The following is a 17,271-nucleotide window of genomic DNA, read 5'->3' on the forward strand; positions in this document are numbered from 1 at the left end:
CTCCCCGCACACCCAACGCGGGGCCGCTCCACCCATATGGAAAGGCACTTTTCGTGCGTAACACCACCAAGATCACCACCGCCGTCCTCGCTGCCGGAGCCCTCACCTTCGGGCTCACCGCTTGCGGCTCGGGCTCGGACTCCGCCTCGAGCTCCTCCGACTACAGCGGACCGCTGGTCGTCGCCGCGAGCCCGACCCCGCACGCCGAGATCCTGAACTTCGTCAAGAAGAACCTGGCGAAGAAGGCCGGACTCGACCTGGAGGTCAAGGAGTTCCAGGACTACATCGTGCCGAACACGGCGACCGAGGACGGCTCGGTGGGTGCCAACTACTTCCAGAACCAGCCGTACCTGGACGACTTCAACAAGAAGCGCGGCACCCACATCGTGCCCGTTGTCACGGTGCACCTGGAGCCGCTCGGCCTCTACTCCCACAAGATCAAGAAGGCCGACGCGCTGAAGAGCGGCGCGACGATCGCCGTCCCGAACGACGCCGTGAACGAGGCGCGCGCCCTGAAGCTGCTCGCTGCCAACGGACTCATCACGCTCAAGGACGGCGCGGGCAACGAGGCGACCCCGCAGGACATCTCCAAGAACCCGAAGAACCTCAAGTTCAAGGAGGTCGAGGCGGCCCAGACCGCGCGCTCCCTGGACGACGTGGACGCCGCTGTCGTCAACGGCAACTACGCGATCTCCGCCGGCCTCAAGCCCGCCAAGGAAGCCCTGATCCTGGAGTCCGCGAAGAACAATCCGTACGGCAACTTCCTCGCGGTGAAGAAGGGTAACGAGAAGGACCCGCGCGTGAAGAAGCTCGCGAAGCTCCTCACCTCGCCCGAGGTCAAGAAGTTCATCGAGGACAAGTACCAGGGTTCGGTCATCCCGTCCTTCTGACGCCTTTCGGCAAGCTGACGGGGCGTATACCGCGTATCGCCACGCACGGGGTCCACTCGCTCACCAGGAGTGGACCCCGTGGTGCGGTTGGGTGCTTTCATGCTGCATGCTGGGCAGTTCAGCAGGCCCTGAACATTTTCCAAAGGTTACGGAGCGGCGCATGGCTAGCACCTTCCCCAACATCTCCATCAGCACGGAGCGGTTGGTGCTGCGTCCCCTCGATGAGGACGACGTGCCCGCGCTGGCCGAGATGATGAACGACGAGCAGGTCGGCGCCTGGACCGACGTCCCTCAGCCCTACACCGAGGACAGGGCCCGCACCTGGATCAGCGAGTACGCCCCCGCGGAACGCACCGCCGGCCGCGGACTCGACCTCGCCGTCACCGAGTTCCTCACCCAGCGTCTGGTCGGCATCGTCCAACTCGCCAAGACCAACTGGCATGTGCGGTCCACCGAGATGTCGTACATCATCGCCCCCTGGGCCCGCGGCGAGGGCTACGCCTCGGAGGCGGCGCTCGCCACCGCCCAATGGCTCCTCCGCGACCAGAAGTTGGAGCGCATCGAGCTGCGCACGGCGGCCGACAACACCGCCTCCCAGCAGGTCGCCCAGAAGATCGGCTGCATCAGCGAGGGCGTCCTGCGCAACGCGTGCATAGCGCACGTCCGGGCCGAGGACGGCACCTGGACCGACGTACGCACCGACTTCATCGTGTGGAGCCTGCTGCCCGAGGATCTGGACGGCGCGGGCGAGCAGCTGGCCGACAGTAATGGTTTCACGGCATTCCCCGACTGGAACTGACCCCGGGACTTCTGGGACGGCACCACCGCCGAGCGCCCCCGCCCGCTCCACCAGGTACCCTCACGGAGCCCGCCCGGGCTGCCTCCGACGACCTGCGCAGAAACCCCCTGGAGACTGACGACGATGGCCGACCGCGTCACGGTGATCGGCTGGGACGGCTCGCCGCTGACCGCCGCGGCACGCTCCGCCCTGGGCGCCGCCACGCTGGTGGCCGGTGCCGCCCACCACCTGGCGCTCCCCGAGGTGCCGCCGACAGCCGAGCGCATCCGCCTCGGCAGCGCCGCCCTCGCCGCCCGCCGGATCGCCGGCCACCGCGGCTCCGCGGTCGTGCTGGCCGACGGCGACCCGGGCTTCTTCGGCGTCGTACGGACCCTGCGCGCACCCGAGTTCGGCCTTGAGGTCGAGGTCGTTCCCGCTGTCTCCTCCGTGGCCGCGGCCTTCGCGCGCGCCGGCATGCCCTGGGACGACGCCCAGGTGGTCGTCGCACACCGCCGCACGCTGCGACGCGCGGTGAACGTGTGCCGCGCCCACGCCAAGGTCGCCGTTCTCACCTCACCCGGCGCCGGTCCCGCCGAACTCGGCCTGCTCCTGGAGGGCGTCCACCGCACCTTCGTCATCTGCGAGGAACTCGGCACCGAACGCGAACAGGTCACCGTCGTCACCTCCGACAAGGCCCCCGACCACACCTGGCGCGACCCGAACCTCGTCATCGTCATCGGCGGACCCGCCGGACCGGGTGCCTCCGGGGAGGGCGGCGGCTGGCTCGCCGGAGGTGACCCGGGCGCCGGACCGCGCGGCTGGGCACTGCCCGCCGAGGCGTACGACGGCCCGCTCGGCGAGGGCGAGACGGATCTGCTCCGCGCCGCCCAACTCGCCCGGCTGGGACCGCGGGTGGGAGACCTCGTCTGGGACATCGGCTGCGGCAGCGGCGCCTTCGCCACCGAGGCCGCGCGCGCCGGAGCCGGCGTCATCGCCGTCGACCGCGATCTGCAGGCCTGCACCCGCACCGACACCGCCGCACGCCGCTTCGGCGTCCAGCTGCAGATCGTGCACGGCACCGCCCCGCACGTCCTGGAGAACCTCCCCGAGCCGGACGTCGTCCGCGTCGGCGGCGGGGGAGCGGCCGTGGTCTCCGCGGTCGCCGACCGCCGTCCGCAGCGCATCGTCACGCACGCCGCGACCCGTGACGCGGCCGAACTCGTCGGCCGGGACCTGACGGAGCACGGCTACCGGGTCGAGTGCGCCCTGATCCAGTCCGTCGAACTCGACACCCGGGCCTGGACGGAGAAGGAGCGGAGCGTGGCGTTCCTGCTCAGCGGTGTGCTCCCGGAGCGCACACAGTGACCCCGTTCGGCGTCCCAGTGATCCTGTTTTCTCCGTACCGGTGATCCTGTAGTCGTACCGCTCGCGGTAGGCTGGCCGACCGTTGTACCGCACCGGGTGGCCCGGCACTTCGTTCGCCAATGTCCGGAAAACACGCCCCTTTTGGGGTGGGTGTGGTACGGCAGAACCGGAGGACGCGCAACGTGGCGCAGTCCACAGCGGGCCGTCGCGGATCAAGCTGTCGTGGCGGACGAACGGCCGGGACAATGCCACTGAATGGCTTTGTCGCCTTTTACGGGCGGGTCGTTCGTGCCGCTGGGCATACACGCTCGTTCTTCACTACGGGGGCGGTCGGTGCGCCGTTCCCGGTGGGCTGGACGTAGAAGCACTAACCGATGGGCGAGGGGTACGCATGACGGACACCGGCCAGGTCCCGGGCGAGGGACTGCCGGAGAGCGCAGGCATGGTGGAGCAGCCGGGCGTCCCCGCGCACGGTGCGTACACCTACCTCTCCGAGACCACCGCCGAGGACGAAGACCTGTTGCTGCTGCCGGGCGCCCAGAGCCCGTGGGGCAACGAGGTCGCCCCGCCCGCGCCGGAGCCGGTCGTCGAGACCCTCCACGAGCCGGGCCCGCACGAGACGGCGGGCCGCGACAGCGGTTCGGTCGATCTCGGCGGCGTCCGTCTGCCCAGTCCCACGCCGCCCTCGGCGCCGGTCCCGCCGCGCCGCCCGCTGCACCTCGGCCCGCCGATCCCCGACGCGTCGGCGAGCCCGGTCCGCTCCCTCGCCGACCGCGGCCCCGCGGGCGCACCGGTATGGCAGTCCGGCCCGCCGACGACCGGCCCCGAGTACTTCGACGCCCCCCAGCTCCGCGAGATGCCCCTGCAGGGCGCGGCCCCGTGGGATGCCCAGGCGCAGGCCGCGGTGCAGGTGCCGGTGAGCACCGAGGCCCCGGCTGCCGAAACGGTTGTTCCGGAGGCTGAGCTCAACACGGAGCCGGCGGGCCCGGCTGCCCAGGACGCCATGGCCCACCTCGCGGCCGTGGCCGCACCGCCGGCGCCGGCACAGCACGGCGAACTCGCTCACGGCGCGCAGCCGGTGCAGAGCGTTGAGAGCATGTACGGGGCGCAGGCAGCGGACGCTGCCGACGTGGCGTACGGCCCGGACGGCGGGCAGGTTCCGGTGGGGGTGTCCGCGGCGGAGGGCGGACATGTCGCCGGAGCCGGGGCCGCCGCGGGTGGGCTGCCGGCGGACGGCGGGCACGTTTCCGGGGGTGGGTTCGCCGCGGACGGTGGGCCCGTCGCTCCGGCGGGGGTTGCTGCCGACGGCGGCCACGTGACTCCGGGTGGGTTCGTCCCTGAGACAGGCGCCGCTCCGGCCGAAGGGCACGCTACGCCGGGCGAGTTCGCCGCGGACGGCGGGTCCTTTGCCGCAACGGGGGCCGCCGCGGAGCCGGAACAGGGTGCTGTTCCCTTTGCTGCTCCCGACGCCGGGCAGGGCGATGCGTTCGGTTCTGTTCCGGAGGCAGGGCTGACGCCCGGCGCCGGAATCGCCCCGGAGGGCGACCAGCCCGATGTGGCCGCGGCCGGTTCGGAAGCTGGGCCGACTCCCGGAGTTGAGCCTGTGCCGCAGGCCTGGCCGGCTCCTGGGGCGCTGCCCGTGCCGGAGGCCGGTCAGGTTCCGGAGGCGGCGCACACCCCGGACGGCGCGCCGGCGGCTGAGGGCACACCGGTCGCCGAGGGTTTTACGGCAGACACGGCGCCGGTCGCCGATGCTGCTCCGTCCGAGGGCGCGCCGATCGCCGAAGCGGTTGCGCTCGGGAACGGGCAGGCCGCCGCGGCGGTGGCACCCGAGGGCGCGCAGTTCGTGGACTCGGTGGTGCCGAAGAACTGGCAGTTGCCCGAGGCGGTCGCACCCGAGACCGGACCGACCCCCGAGGCGGTCGCACCCGAAGCCGAGCACACCCCCGACGCGGTGGCGCCCGGGAACGAGCAGTTGTCCGAGGCGGTCGCGCCCGAGACCGGGCCATCCCCCGACCTCGTCGCGCCCGAGACCGCTCAGGCTCCGGAGACGCCGGCAGTTCCGGCACCGGACGCCGTTCAGGTCGCTGCCGGTGCCGCTGCCGCTGCCGCCGAGTCTCTCGACGCAGCCCAGCCCGTGTCCCTCGACCCCGCCCAAGCCGGCACCGTCGAGCCCCTTCAGGCCGCCGACGTCGAGCCTGCCCCGACCGCCGAGACGGCCGTGCCCGCGCACGCGCCCGGCGCTGAAGAAGTCGCCGGTGCCACCGCCTTCCCGTCGGCCCCGGACGCGGCACACAGCGCGCATCCCGCGGACGCCTCCGCAGCACCGGCCGTGGACACCACCGTCGCGCCCGAGCCGTCGCTCCAGCTGGTGGACGCCTGGCACGCGCCCCAGAGCCAGGACCAGGACCAAAGTCAGGACCAGGAACAGGACTTGAGCGGGCACCCAGTCCAGTCCGCGCCGGACGCACCGTCGCCCGCCGCCACGGACGCCGACGCGCACGTCGCCGCGGATGCCACCCCACAGCCCGTGGCCGCTGCCGCCCCCGTCGCGTCTCCCATCTCCCTCGACCCGGACGCCGTGCAACCGGCGGATGGCGGCTTCCCGATGGACCAGGCGAACGCGGGCTCCCCGACGGACCAGGCGAACGCCGCGGAGGCACTCGCCCCCGAGACCGCCGCAGCCCCCGCCGAGGCCACGCCCGCACTGCCGACCGATGCCGCCGCTGCCGACCCGGCCCCTTCCGCGCCCGGCACGGACACACCTGGCACGGACACCCTCCAGCCGCTCGCCGCGGCCCCTGCGGAGCACCACCCGGACGAGTCCGTGGGCCAGTTCGTGCCCGTCGAGGGCTCCGTGCCGACCACCCCGCGCCTCGCCCCGATTCCGTCGCACGCCCTCACCCTCCTCCCGGAGGAAGGGCAGGCGCCGGAGCCGATCGCCACGGTCCCCGCCCCGCGGGAGGCCGACTCCGAACTCGTACAGCACGCGGAGGACCTGGACACCAGGGCCGCCGACCAGGAAGAAGAGAGCACGGCCGCAGTGGAAGAAGTACGACAGTCCACCGGCCCGGCCGCGCCCGCCTACGACGAGGCCGAGCGCGAGGCGGTCCTCAAGGTCATGCGCGAGCGCCGCGACATCCGCAACGGCTTCCGCAGCGACCCGATCCCGCACGAGGTGCTGCTCCGTGTCCTGGAGGCCGCGCACACCGCCCCGTCCGTCGGCCACTCGCAGCCCTGGGACTTCGTCGTCATCCGCTCCGCCGACACCCGGCGCAGCATGCACGAACTGGCCATGCGGCAGCGCGACGCCTACGCCAAGTCCCTCCCCAAGGGCCGGGCGAAGCAGTTCAAGGAACTGAAGATCGAGGCCATCCTCGACACCCCGGTGAACATCGTCGTCACCGCCGACCCGACCCGCGGCGGCCGCCACACCCTCGGCCGCCACACGCAGCCGCAGATGGCCCCGTACTCCGCCGCCCTCGCCGTCGAGAACCTCTGGCTCGCGGCCCGCGCCGAGGGCCTCGGTGTCGGCTGGGTCAGCTTCTTCGACGAGCGCGAGATGGTCCGCGCCCTCGGACTGCCGGAGCACCTGGAGGTCATCGCGTACCTCTGTGTCGGTTACGTCGACGAGTTCCCGGACGAGCCCGAGCTGATGCAGGCCGGCTGGTCCAAGCGCCGCCCGCTGTCGTGGGTCGTGCACGAGGAGACGTACGGCCGCCGCGCGCTGCCCGGCGAGGAGCCGCACGACCTGCTCGCCGAGACCGTCGCGCAGATCCGCCCGCTGGACGCCAAGGCGCTGGGCGAGGCCTGGGAACGGCAGAAGCGGATGACGAAGCCGCCGGGCTCGCTCGGCATGCTGGAGATCATCTCCGCGCAGTTGTCGGGCCTGTCCCGCCAGTGCCCGCCACCGATCCCGGAGCCCGCGGCTGTCGCGATCTTCGCGGGCGACCACGGTGTGCACGCCCAGGGCGTGACCCCCTGGCCGCAGGAGGTCACCGCCCAGATGGTGGCCAACTTCCTCGGCGGGGGAGCGGTCTGCAACGCCTTCGCGGGCCAGGTCGGCGCCGAGGTCTGCGTCGTGGACGTGGGCGTGGCCGCGGATCTCCCCGCGACCCCCGGCCTCCTGCCCCGCAAGGTCCGCGCGGGCACGTCCGACATGACCACCGGCCCCGCGATGAGCCGCGAGGAGGCCAAACAGGCCATCGAGGTGGGCATCGAGACGGCCCGCGACCTGGTGGCGGCCGGCAACAAGGCCCTGCTCACCGGTGAGATGGGCATCGCGAACACCACCGCGTCCGCCGCCCTGATCTCGGTCTACACGGACACCGACCCGGCCGAGGTGACCGGCCGCGGCACCGGCATCAACGACGAGACCCTGGCCCGCAAGACCGAGGTCGTCCGCCGCGCCATCGAGGTCCACCAGCCGGACCCGGCCGACCCCATCGGCGTACTCGCCGCGATCGGCGGCTTCGAACACGCGGCGATGGTCGGCCTCCTGCTGGGCGGCGCCTCCCTGCGTACGCCGGTGATCCTGGACGGCGTCAGCGCCGGCGCCGCGGCCCTGGTGGCCCGCGCGATCGCCCCCGAGGTCCTCGCGGCCTGCATCGCGGGCCACCGCAGCGCCGAGCCCGGTCACGTGGCCGCTCTCAACAAGCTGGGCCTGCGCCCCCTGGTCGACCTCGACCTCCGCCTGGGCGAGGGCACGGGCGCCCTCCTGGCCCTCCCGCTGGTCCAGAGCACGGCACGGGCGATGCACGAGGTGGCGACGTTCGACTCGGCGGGCGTCACCGAGAAGTAGACCCGGGCCGGGGGTGGGGTCGGCACGCGCACCGTCGCGGCCACCCCACCCCCGCCGTACGCTGAACGCAATCCAAAATCCGCACGTCAGGGCCGCTCCAGAGCCGTAGCGCCCATCGCAAGCCCCTACGAGGAGCCGCACCCTCATGGCCGAACACCCCGCCTACCCCGTAGGCCTCCGACTCACCGGCCGCAAAGTGGTCGTCCTCGGCGGCGGCCAGGTGGCACAGCGCCGCCTCCCGGCACTCATCGCGGCAGGCGCGGACGTCCTCCTCGTATCCCCCGAAGCAACCCCCTCCGTCGAGGCCATGGCGGACGCGGGCGAGATCGCCTGGCAGCGGCGCCCGTACCAGGAAGGCGACCTCGCGGACGCCTGGTACGCCCTGATCGCCACCAGCGACACGGAAGCGAACAACCGGGCCTCCGCCGAGGCGGAGCAGAGCCGCGTCTGGTGCGTCCGCTCCGACAACGCCGACGCCGCCACGGCCTGGACCCCCGCCACCGGCCACAGCGAAGGCGTCACCGTCGCCGTCCTCACGACCGAGGCCCGCGGCCGCGACCCCCGCCACACCGCCGCCATCCGCGACGCGGTCGTCGAGGGCCTGCGTGATGGCACCCTCGTCGCGCCGCACCACCGCACCCGCACCCCCGGCGTCGCCCTCGTCGGCGGCGGCCCCGGCGACCCGGACCTGATCACGGTCCGCGGCCGCCGCCTGCTCGCCGAGGCCGACGTCGTCATCGCCGACCGCCTCGGCCCCCGCGACCTCCTCGCCGAACTCCCGCCGCACGTCGAGGTGATCGACGCGGCGAAGATCCCGTACGGCCGTTTCATGGCGCAGGAGGCCATCAACAACGCGCTCATCGAGCACGCCAAGCAGGGCAAGTCGGTCGTACGACTGAAGGGCGGCGACCCCTACGTCTTCGGCCGTGGCATGGAGGAGCTGCACGCACTCGCCGAGGCCGGCATCCCCTGCACCGTCGTCCCCGGTATCTCCAGTTCGATCTCGGTCCCCGGCGCGGCCGGAATCCCTGTCACCCACCGGGGCGTGGCGCACGAGTTCACCGTGGTCAGCGGCCACGTCGCCCCCGACGACGAGCGTTCCCTGGTCGACTGGCCGTCCCTCGCGAAGCTCACCGGCACCCTCGTGATCCTGATGGGCGTCGACAAGATCGGAAAGATCGCCGAGACCCTGGTCGCGCACGGCAAGCCGGCCGAGACCCCCGTCGCCCTGGTTCAGGAGGGCACCACGGCCGCCCAGCGCCGCGTCGACGCGACCCTGGCGACGGTCGCCGAAAGGGTGCGTACGCAGGAGGTCAGGCCGCCGGCGGTCATCGTCATCGGCGAGGTCGTCACCGTAGGGCCGCAGGTGTCCGCGTAACCCCGGGTAACCCAACCCGTTCCCAGCCGTTGGCAGCACACCCAGGACAAGGCAGTATCACCCTGTGGCCGATCTCATCACCGTTGAGGACCCCGACGACCCGCGTCTGCGCGACTACACGGGCCTGACCGACGTCGAGTTGCGCCGCAAGCGCGAACCGGCGGAGGGCCTGTTCATCGCCGAGGGCGAGAAGGTGATCAGACGGGCGAAGGAAACCGGCTACGAAATGCGGTCGATGCTCCTCTCCGCCAAGTGGGTCGACGTCATGCGCGACGTCATCGACGAACTCCCGGCCCCGGTGTACGCGGTCAGCCCGGACCTCGCCGAGCAGGTGACGGGCTACCACGTGCACCGCGGCGCCCTCGCCTCCATGCAGCGCAAGCCCCTGCCCATGGCGGCCGACCTCCTCCAGGCCGCCCACAGGGTCGTGGTGATGGAGTCGGTCAACGACCACACCAACATCGGCGCGATCTTCCGCTCGGCCGCGGCCCTCGGCATGGACGCGGTCCTCCTCTCCCCGGACTGCGCCGACCCCCTCTACCGCCGCAGCGTCAAGGTCTCGATGGGCGCGGTCTTCTCGGTCCCCTACGCCCGCCTCGACACGTGGCCCAAGGGCCTGGAGTCGGTCCGCGAGGCCGGCTTCACCCTCCTCGCGCTCACCCCCGACGAGAAGGCCAGGTCCCTCGACGAGGCCGCCCCCCACAAGATGGACCGGGTCGCCCTGATGCTCGGCGCCGAGGGCGACGGCCTGTCCACCCAGGCGCTGGTCGCCGCCGACGAATGGGTCCGCATCCCCATGTCCCACGGCGTCGACTCCCTCAACGTCGGTGCGGCAGCAGCGGTCGCCTTCTACGCGGTGGCCACGGGCCGCCCCCAGGCCTAGGAGCCCGGATGCCCCAGCGCGAGGCGATCGTCGCGGTCCTGCGCCGGGCCGACCGGGTGCTCGCCATCCGGCGCGGCCCCACCGTCTCCCGCCCCGGCTACTGGCAGCCCCTCAGCGGCAAGATCGAACCGGGAGAGACCCAGGAACAGGCCCTGGTCCGCGAGGTCCACGAGGAGGTCGGCCTCACCGTCTCCCCGGGCGCCAAGGTCTGGGAGTCGGAGACCGACGACGGCCACTTCCGCCTCCACTGGTGGACGGCGGACGCGAACAGCGGCGAGGTGGTCCCCGACCCCGTCGAGGTCGCCGAGGCCCGCTGGGTCACCCCCCAGGAGTTCCTGGCCCTCACGCCGGTCTTCGAAGGCGACAGAGAGTTCTTCGAACGAATCCTGCCGACCCTCTGACGCTCTACTCCGCCGAGCCGCCCGCCTGAGCGTGCGCCCGCACCTGCGTCTGTGCATGTCCTGTATGCGTCTGTCCTGTATGCGTCTGTACGAAGTCACGGTCGCCGCCGATCCCCCGTGCCGGCCCCTGACAGCCCTGGGCCGCGGCGATGCCGAGCGCCACGAGCAGCGTCACGACGACGAACACGAACAGCCGCTGCCGCAGCAGCCGCGGATTGGCCGGCCGCCGTCCCGTCCCGGTGGTCCTGGGCCCCGGACGACCGGGACCGCTGCGCGGCGCGGGCCGGTTCCCGGCCCCCGAGCGGGTCGTGTTCCGCGAGGCCGGCGTGGGCCGGGACCCCGAGCGCTGGGACGGGGCGGGGCCACCGCGAGAGGCGCTGCCGCCCCGCGAAGGAGCAGCACCGCCTCGCGAAGGAGCAGCCCCGCCCCGCGCCGGAGCGGGCCCACGCGGCCCGGCGGAAGCACCCCGTGGCGGCGGGGTCCCCTGCGAGCCTTGCGGGCCTTGCGGGCGACGCTGTTCGCGCTGCTGCTCCGGATAGGTGTCGGCGAGCCGCCCGGTGGGCCGGTCCGCCTCACCGGCACGCGGCGCGGGCGGACGCGAGTCGGCGAGCCCCTGCGTCTCGCGGGCGGCGATCTCCTTGAGGCGCAGCGACAGTTGGAGCGTGCTGGGCCGCTCTTCGGGGTCCTTCGCGAGGCACGCGCGCACGAGTGGAGCCAGCGCGTCCGGCACACCGTGCAGCTGCGCCTCCTCGTGCACGACGCGGTAGAGCATCACCTCGGAACTGCCGTGCCCGAAGGGCGAGTCGCCCATGGACGCGTACGCCAGGGTCGCCCCGAGAGAGAACACGTCCGTCGCCGGGGTGACGGCGGCGCCCCGCACCTGCTCGGGCGCGAGGAATCCCGGCGACCCGACGGCCGTACCGACATGCGTGAGAGTGGAGGCCCCGGTCGCCCAGGCGATACCGAAGTCGATGATCCGCGGCCCCTTCGGGGACAGCAGGATGTTGGACGGCTTGAGATCCCGGTGCACGACGCCCGCCTCGTGCACGGCGACGAGCCCCTCAGAGAGAGCGGCGCCCACAGCAGCGACGTCGGCCGCACCCAGCGGCCCCCCGTCGGCCACCTTGTCGTGCAGCGAGGGCCCCGGCACGTACTGCGTGGCGAACCACGGCCGGTCGGCGTCGAGGTCGGCGGCGACGAGCCGTGCCGTACAACCACCGCGAATCCGCCGTGCTGCCGAGACCTCCCGCGCGAACCGCGACCGGAACTCCTGATCCTCCGCCAGATCCGGCCGGATGACCTTCAGCGCGACCCGCTGCCCCTTCTTGTCGGAGCCCAGGTACACGACGCCCATTCCGCCCGCGCCGAGCCGTCTGTGAAGCCTGAACGAGCCGACGACGCGCGGGTCCTCGCGCCTCAGGCGCATCATCGCCATGTTCATCCCCGCTGCCCGGTCCGTGTGACGTGGCACAGCTTACGTTTCCACGGCCGCCCGCGCGCAGAGGCCGCGCCCTCTCGCCCAGATCGATTGTCAGTGCCGGGTGGGAGACTTGAAGGGTGGTCAGGGAGCCCGTGAGCAGGCGGACTTTGCCCCGTCTGCGACCCCAACCATCCATCACAGAAGGGGGATTGAACACGTGAAGGGTGATCGCGTGGAAATAGTCGTGGACGCCGGCGACACGACACGGACGTACGAGGTGGTGGCGAGCCGAGCAGGCCGCCGAGTGGAGACAGCGGTACGCCGAGGTGTCGTGGAAGTGAGCGAAGTCACCCGCAGCGGCTCCGTGGTCCGCACGGCCCGCTTCATGGCGACCCGGGTGCTGGCGCTGGTCGAGCAGCCGATCCCCAGGGAGGACAGCTCGGAAAAGGCAGGGCACACCGGGCGCCCCCTCCGGGAAGACCCTGAGACCTAGGTCCACGTCTCCACCCAGGGGAGTACGCCCCAGCTCACGGCTCATCCTCCGGGAGGCCCGGCAATCGGTACGAGGGCATGACGTGCGACAAGCGCCGGACGCCTAGATTTTAGGTCAAGCGGCGGGTGCAGCACTCGTCCCCCGAGGTCAGACACCCGCCGCTGCCAGACGACAACTGAGTTCGGTCAGGAGAGGGACCATGGCCCACACGGCACCGCGGACACTGATCCGCACGGAGCGGCACACAGCACTCCGCCGCCGCACGGGCCGCCGCCACCCTTTGGTGGCGACACTCATGGCCCTTCCCCTGGCGGCCCTGCTCTTCTTCGTCTTCGACGGCTGGGAGACCGTGGCCACACAAGCGTCGTCCGTGGGAGTGATGCTGGGGCGCTGAGCGGCGACCCCAGGCCCGGAAGAGCGGTCCGGGCGGGGACATCCACCCATGAAACCCCGTGGGGACGGGGGTGCGGCGGACGGCAAAAAATGCCGGCGCAGCTGGGGAGCTGCGCCGGCATTGCCATGCCCGCACACACCCACTGGCGCCCCCCATCTGCAGAGGCTGAGCCTCTCGCGTCCGGTCACCCGATCCGGCCTGTGGGGCGTTCGAAGACGAGGACCGTCGTCCTGATCGCCCACCCACCCGCAGGGAGACTCTCGGCACGGGCCGGCACTCTCAGCCCGTCCGGCGTTTGAGGACGAGACCGTTCAGGCCGATCGCGCTCCGGGGCGGAGCCCCGGGAGGGGTGCAGGAGACGCAGTCCCCGCGGGGGTGCAGGGGCGGAGCCCCTGGCGGGGTCGAAGGGGCAGCGCCCCTGGGGACGGGACGGGTAAGGGCGGCGGGGGCGAAACTCCCCATAGCCCGCACCAACGCCGGGACCGCCGCACCCCCACCTCACCCCCCGCCGTACCCTCACCACCAGACCCGCCCCGCCCCCAGGGAGCCCCGTGACCACCCCTTTGCTCTCCGCCCTGACCGCCCGAGCCAAGGCCAAGGCCCACTCCCGCACACAAGCGTGCCCCTGCGGGGCGACCACCCTCGCCGACCGCCCCGACGCCACCGTCGTCCGCCACGCAGACACGGTCGCCAAGGCCCACGCCCCGGACACAATCCCCACCGACCTCACCCCCCGCCTCACCACCGCCACCCACCTGCCCGCCCTCCTCCTCCCCCCACTCAGCCCGACGCCCGTCGACCTGCACGGCCGCCTCGTCACGTTCTGGCCCTACGGCACCCCCGTCGACCCGGACACCCCCGACGCCGCCCCCTGGGAGCCCGCGGCCACACTCCTCGCCCGCCTCCACCGCACCCCCGCCCCAACACCCCTGCCCCCCATGCGCGGCCCCGCCAAGGCCGCCCGAGCCATCGCCCGACTCAGGACGGCAGCCCCCGCCCACCCCGCCGCAGCACCCGTCCTGGAGGCCTGGGCCACCCTGCCCGCCTGGGCCCGCGCCGAGACCCCCATGCCCGACACCACCACCCTGTGCCACGGCGACCTCCACCTCGGCCAGCTCGTCCGCCACCCCGCTCCCGACGGCCCCTGGCTGCTCATCGACGTCGACGACCTCGGCACCGGCGTCCCGGCCTGGGACCTGGCCCGCCCGGCGGCCTGGTACGCCTGCGGCCTCCTCCCGCCCGACGAGTGGACCCGCTTCCTGACCGCCTACCGCGCGGCCGGCGGCCCGGCCGTCCCCGCCGACGGCGACCCCTGGCCCGCCCTGGACGTCCCGGCCCGCGCCCTGACGGTGCAGACGGCCGCCCGAGCGATCGCCAAGGCGGTGACGGAGGACCGCCCCCTGGACGAGGTCGAAGTGTCCGTGATCGACGCATGTGCCCGAATGGCTTCCCTCCCGCAGGAGTTGAGCGCGGGAAGTGCGAAGTAAGGTGCAACCGACCGCAGCCTGACAGAGTCTGTCCTGGCGAAACGCGAAGCAGGACCGACCGGCGAGGAGTTGAGCCGACCATGCAGTGTCCGAAGTGCCATGCGCCGATGCACACGTACAACCGCAACGGTGTCCAGATCGAGCAGTGCAGCGGCTGCCGCGGGATATTTCTCGACTACGGCGAGCTGGAGTCGCTGACCCGCCTGGAGTCCCAGTGGCAGCAGCCCGCCCCGCCGCCCCCGGGCGCCCCGCAGGCCTACCCGGCCCCGCCCGCGCCCGCCTGGGGCGCCCAGCACGGCGGTCACGGAGGTGGCCACTACGGCGGCCATCACGGCGGTCACCACCGCCAGAAGAGCTTCGGCCACATGCTGTTCTCCAGCTGACGGCCGACAGCCGACCGGCAGACGAAGAAGCCCCCGGCCGCAGGGCCGGGGGCTTCGGTGTGTGGACGATACTGGGATTGAACCAGTGACCTCTTCCGTGTCAGGGAAGCGCTCTCCCGCTGAGCTAATCGTCCTCGGGATCACAACCCGCAGGTCGCGGGCACTGCGTGCGCGATACTGGGATTGAACCAGTGACCTCTTCCGTGTCAGGGAAGCGCTCTCCCGCTGAGCTAATCGCGCGGGGGGATCCGAAGATCCAGTGGACGATACTGGGATTGAACCAGTGACCTCTTCCGTGTCAGGGAAGCGCTCTCCCGCTGAGCTAATCGTCCTTGGAGGTGGAGACGGGATTTGAACCCGTGTAGACGGCTTTGCAGGCCGTTGCCTCGCCTCTCGGCCACTCCACCAGGAGTGCAGGGGTTCGGGAAGATCCCCTGTTTCCATCGAGCGGACGACGAGGTTCGAACTCGCGACCTCAACCTTGGCAAGGTTGCGCTCTACCAACTGAGCTACGTCCGCCTGTCGTTTCGGTCCGCTCTCGCGTCCCGGCGACGAGTTGAACTCTAGCGGATTCCGGGGCCAGCACAAAAACGCGTTTGCGCAGCGTGCTGCGCTGCACTTGCTCGCGTACGTGGTCGGGGCCCCCGAAGAGACGTGGCAGGGCCACCTTCCTGACACCCGCCCTAGACTCGACTGCGTGCTCGACCTCCCTCCTCTCGCCCGCTTCGGTGACCGCGTCGCCACCGGACTCCTCGACGTCACCAGCGATCCCGCGGCTCTCGACTCCACCGGCTTCTGGGCCGTCGTGGCGGACTTCGAGGGCCGGCTGACCTGCGCCCGCTTCAGGGACGTACGAGAAGAGCCGGTGCCCGCGCCGGTGCCGGGGCAGTGGCGGGGGCCGGCGACCTGTGACTGGACGTCCTCGCTCGATCGCGGCGCGTACACGGCGGGTGTGCGCCGGATCCGCGAGCACATCGCCGCCGGTGAGGTCTACCAGGCGAACCTGTGCCGCGTGCTCTCGGCGCCCGTCGCACCCGACGCCGACGTGGACGCCCTGACCGCTCTGTTGGCCCGCGGCAATCCGGCGCCGTATGCAGGAACGATCCGGCTGCCCGGGCACGGGGTCGAGACAGCCACCGCCTCGCCCGAGCTCTTCCTCCGGCGCGACGGCCGTGTCGTCGAGTCCGGGCCGATCAAGGGGACCGGGCGCACCGAGGCGGACCTTCTGGACAAGGACTACGCCGAGAACGTGATGATCGTGGACCTGGTCCGCAACGACATCGGGCGTGTCTGCGCCACCGGCAGTGTGAGCGTCCCCGATCTGTGCGCCGTCGAGAAGCATCCGGGGCTGGTCCATCTCGTGTCGACGGTCCGCGGCGAGCTGCGCGCGGACGCCGGCTGGCCCGAGCTGCTCGACGCGTCCTTCCCGCCCGGTTCGGTCACCGGCGCGCCCAAGTCCAGTGCCCTGCGGATCATCGACGCCCTGGAGACGGCACCCCGCGGCCCGTACTGCGGTGGCATCGGCTGGGTCGACGCGGACCGGGGAACCGCCGAGCTGGCCGTCGGCATCCGCACCTTCTGGATCGACCGCGCGGAAGGTGTCCTGCGCTTCGGCACGGGCGCCGGTATCACCTGGGGTTCCGACCCCGAGGCGGAGTGGCGGGAGACCGAGCTGAAGGCGGCCCGGCTGCTCGCGGTAGCGTCGGGGACGTACGCGGCGAGTGGAGAGGGACAGCAGACGTGAAGATCTGGCTCGACGGCGGGCTGCAGGACACCGAGTCCGCCCGCGTCTCCGTCTTCGACCACGGGCTGACCGTGGGCGACGGCATCTTCGAGACGGTGAAGGCGGTCGACGGGAAGCTGTTCGCGCTCACCCGACACCTCGACCGGCTGACCCGCTCCGCGCGCGGCCTCGGCCTGCCCGACCCCGACCACGACGAGGTCCGCCGCGCCTGCGCCGCCGTCCTCGAGGCCAACCCGATGCCCCTCGGCCGGCTGCGCATCACCTACACCGGCGGCCACGGCCCCCTCGGCTCCGACCGCGGCGAGCACGGCCCGACCCTCGTGGTCGCCCTGGGCGAGTCCACCCGCCGCCCCGACACCACGGCCGTGATCACGGTCCCGTGGACCCGTAACGAACGCGGCGCGCTCACCGGCCTGAAGACCACCTCGTACGCCGAGAACGTCGTCGCCCTCGCGCGTGCCCGCCAACAGGGCGCCTCCGAGGCGCTGTTCGCCAACACGGTCGGTCGGCTCTGCGAGGGCACCGGCTCGAACGTCTTCGTCGTGCTTGACGGCGAGATCCACACCCCGCCGGTCGCCTCCGGCTGCCTCGCGGGCATCACGCGCGCGTTGGCCGTCGAGTGGACCGGCGCCAAGGAGACCGACCTGCCGCTCGATGTCCTGGAGCGCGCGGACGAGGTCTTCCTCACCTCCACCCTGCGGGACGTCCAGGCCGTGCACCGCGTCGACGACCGCGAACTGTCCGGCGCACCGGGCCCGGTGACCGCCAAGGCCATGCGGATCTTCGACGAGCGGTCCGGGCACGACCAAGATCCGTAAGTACCCGGAAAAAACGAGCTGACATGGGTCGGTACG

14 protein-coding genes and 5 tRNA genes are annotated in these 17,271 nt (G+C 72.3%); 13 read left to right on the top strand and 6 right to left on the bottom strand.

From position 1 onward, the window contains the following. Positions 1–53: 53 nt before the first annotated feature. From OG303_RS40135 to OG303_RS40165, 7 genes are all read left to right on the top strand, one after another. Positions 54–890 carry a MetQ/NlpA family ABC transporter substrate-binding protein gene (locus OG303_RS40135; RefSeq protein WP_405874827.1) on the top strand — a complete coding sequence of 279 codons (837 nt, stop codon included), beginning with the start codon at positions 54–56 and terminating at the stop codon, positions 888–890. 160 nt (positions 891–1,050) lie between these two features. Further along, positions 1,051–1,689 carry a GNAT family N-acetyltransferase gene (locus OG303_RS40140; RefSeq protein ID WP_405874828.1) on the top strand — a complete coding sequence of 213 codons (639 nt, stop codon included), beginning with the start codon at positions 1,051–1,053 and terminating at the stop codon, positions 1,687–1,689. Between the two features lie 123 nt (positions 1,690–1,812). Beyond that, positions 1,813–3,033: a precorrin-6y C5,15-methyltransferase (decarboxylating) subunit CbiE gene (cbiE, locus tag OG303_RS40145; RefSeq protein WP_405874829.1), complete on the top strand. Its 1,221-nt coding sequence runs from the start codon at positions 1,813–1,815 to the stop codon at positions 3,031–3,033. Between the two features lie 391 nt (positions 3,034–3,424). Beyond that, positions 3,425–7,834 (top strand): nicotinate-nucleotide--dimethylbenzimidazole phosphoribosyltransferase, encoded by a 4,410-nt coding sequence (cobT, locus tag OG303_RS40150; protein ID WP_405874830.1) that lies wholly within the window; start codon positions 3,425–3,427, stop codon positions 7,832–7,834. A 145-nt stretch (positions 7,835–7,979) separates the two neighbouring features. Beyond that, complete coding sequence (cobA, locus tag OG303_RS40155; protein ID WP_405874831.1) at positions 7,980–9,212, top strand: uroporphyrinogen-III C-methyltransferase; 1,233 nt, start codon at positions 7,980–7,982, stop codon at positions 9,210–9,212. Between the two features lie 64 nt (positions 9,213–9,276). Further along, positions 9,277–10,095, top strand: a complete 819-nt coding sequence (locus tag OG303_RS40160; protein ID WP_405874832.1) for a TrmH family RNA methyltransferase — start codon at positions 9,277–9,279, stop codon at positions 10,093–10,095. A gap of 8 nt (positions 10,096–10,103) precedes the next feature. Beyond that, entirely contained in the window at positions 10,104–10,496 is a 393-nt protein-coding gene (locus OG303_RS40165; RefSeq protein WP_405874833.1) for an NUDIX domain-containing protein, read from the top strand. A gap of 4 nt (positions 10,497–10,500) precedes the next feature. On the opposite strand, the gene OG303_RS40170 is transcribed toward OG303_RS40165, so the two are convergent. After that, positions 10,501–11,937, bottom strand: coding sequence for a protein kinase domain-containing protein (locus tag OG303_RS40170; RefSeq protein ID WP_405877702.1), 1,437 nt, complete (start codon positions 11,935–11,937; stop codon positions 10,501–10,503). Between the two features lie 196 nt (positions 11,938–12,133). Between OG303_RS40170 and OG303_RS40175 the strand changes: the two genes are divergently transcribed. The 4 genes from OG303_RS40175 to OG303_RS40190 all read left to right on the top strand — a co-directional run bounded on the left by OG303_RS40175 (position 12,134) and on the right by OG303_RS40190 (position 14,673). Next, positions 12,134–12,409: a hypothetical protein gene (locus OG303_RS40175; RefSeq protein ID WP_405874834.1), complete on the top strand. Its 276-nt coding sequence runs from the start codon at positions 12,134–12,136 to the stop codon at positions 12,407–12,409. 199 nt (positions 12,410–12,608) lie between these two features. After that, a complete protein-coding gene (locus tag OG303_RS40180; RefSeq protein WP_405874835.1) occupies positions 12,609–12,803 on the top strand; it encodes a hypothetical protein in 195 nt (64 codons plus the stop codon). A gap of 551 nt (positions 12,804–13,354) precedes the next feature. Next, entirely contained in the window at positions 13,355–14,290 is a 936-nt protein-coding gene (locus OG303_RS40185) for a phosphotransferase family protein (RefSeq protein WP_405874836.1), read from the top strand. Between the two features lie 80 nt (positions 14,291–14,370). Then, the gene (locus OG303_RS40190; RefSeq protein ID WP_405874837.1) at positions 14,371–14,673 is read left to right on the top strand and encodes a zf-TFIIB domain-containing protein; all 303 of its coding nucleotides are present in this window, start codon (positions 14,371–14,373) and stop codon (positions 14,671–14,673) included. A gap of 62 nt (positions 14,674–14,735) precedes the next feature. Here OG303_RS40190 and OG303_RS40195 read toward each other — a convergent pair. The 5 genes from OG303_RS40195 to OG303_RS40215 form a co-directional block, all read right to left on the bottom strand. Further along, positions 14,736–14,807, bottom strand: a tRNA-Val gene (locus tag OG303_RS40195). A 34-nt stretch (positions 14,808–14,841) separates the two neighbouring features. Beyond that, positions 14,842–14,913: transfer RNA gene (locus tag OG303_RS40200), tRNA-Val, on the bottom strand. 20 nt (positions 14,914–14,933) lie between these two features. Continuing rightward, a tRNA-Val gene (locus OG303_RS40205) sits at positions 14,934–15,005 on the bottom strand. Between the two features lies 1 nt (position 15,006). Continuing rightward, positions 15,007–15,080 (bottom strand) — tRNA-Cys (locus OG303_RS40210). Positions 15,081–15,119: 39 nt separating this feature from the next. After that, positions 15,120–15,192: transfer RNA gene (locus tag OG303_RS40215), tRNA-Gly, on the bottom strand. Between the two features lie 178 nt (positions 15,193–15,370). On the opposite strand from OG303_RS40215, the gene OG303_RS40220 reads away from it, so the two are divergent. Both OG303_RS40220 and OG303_RS40225 read left to right on the top strand, forming a co-directional pair. Next, complete coding sequence (locus tag OG303_RS40220; protein ID WP_405874838.1) at positions 15,371–16,417, top strand: chorismate-binding protein; 1,047 nt, start codon at positions 15,371–15,373, stop codon at positions 16,415–16,417. Beyond that, positions 16,414–17,235: an aminotransferase class IV gene (locus OG303_RS40225; protein ID WP_405874839.1), complete on the top strand. Its 822-nt coding sequence runs from the start codon at positions 16,414–16,416 to the stop codon at positions 17,233–17,235. The genes OG303_RS40220 and OG303_RS40225 overlap by 4 nt, the downstream gene beginning before the upstream one ends. Positions 17,236–17,271: the final 36 nt, after the last annotated feature.

This window comes from Streptomyces sp. NBC_00005 (genome assembly GCF_045160215.1).
GTDB lineage: Bacteria > Actinomycetota > Actinomycetes > Streptomycetales > Streptomycetaceae > Streptomyces.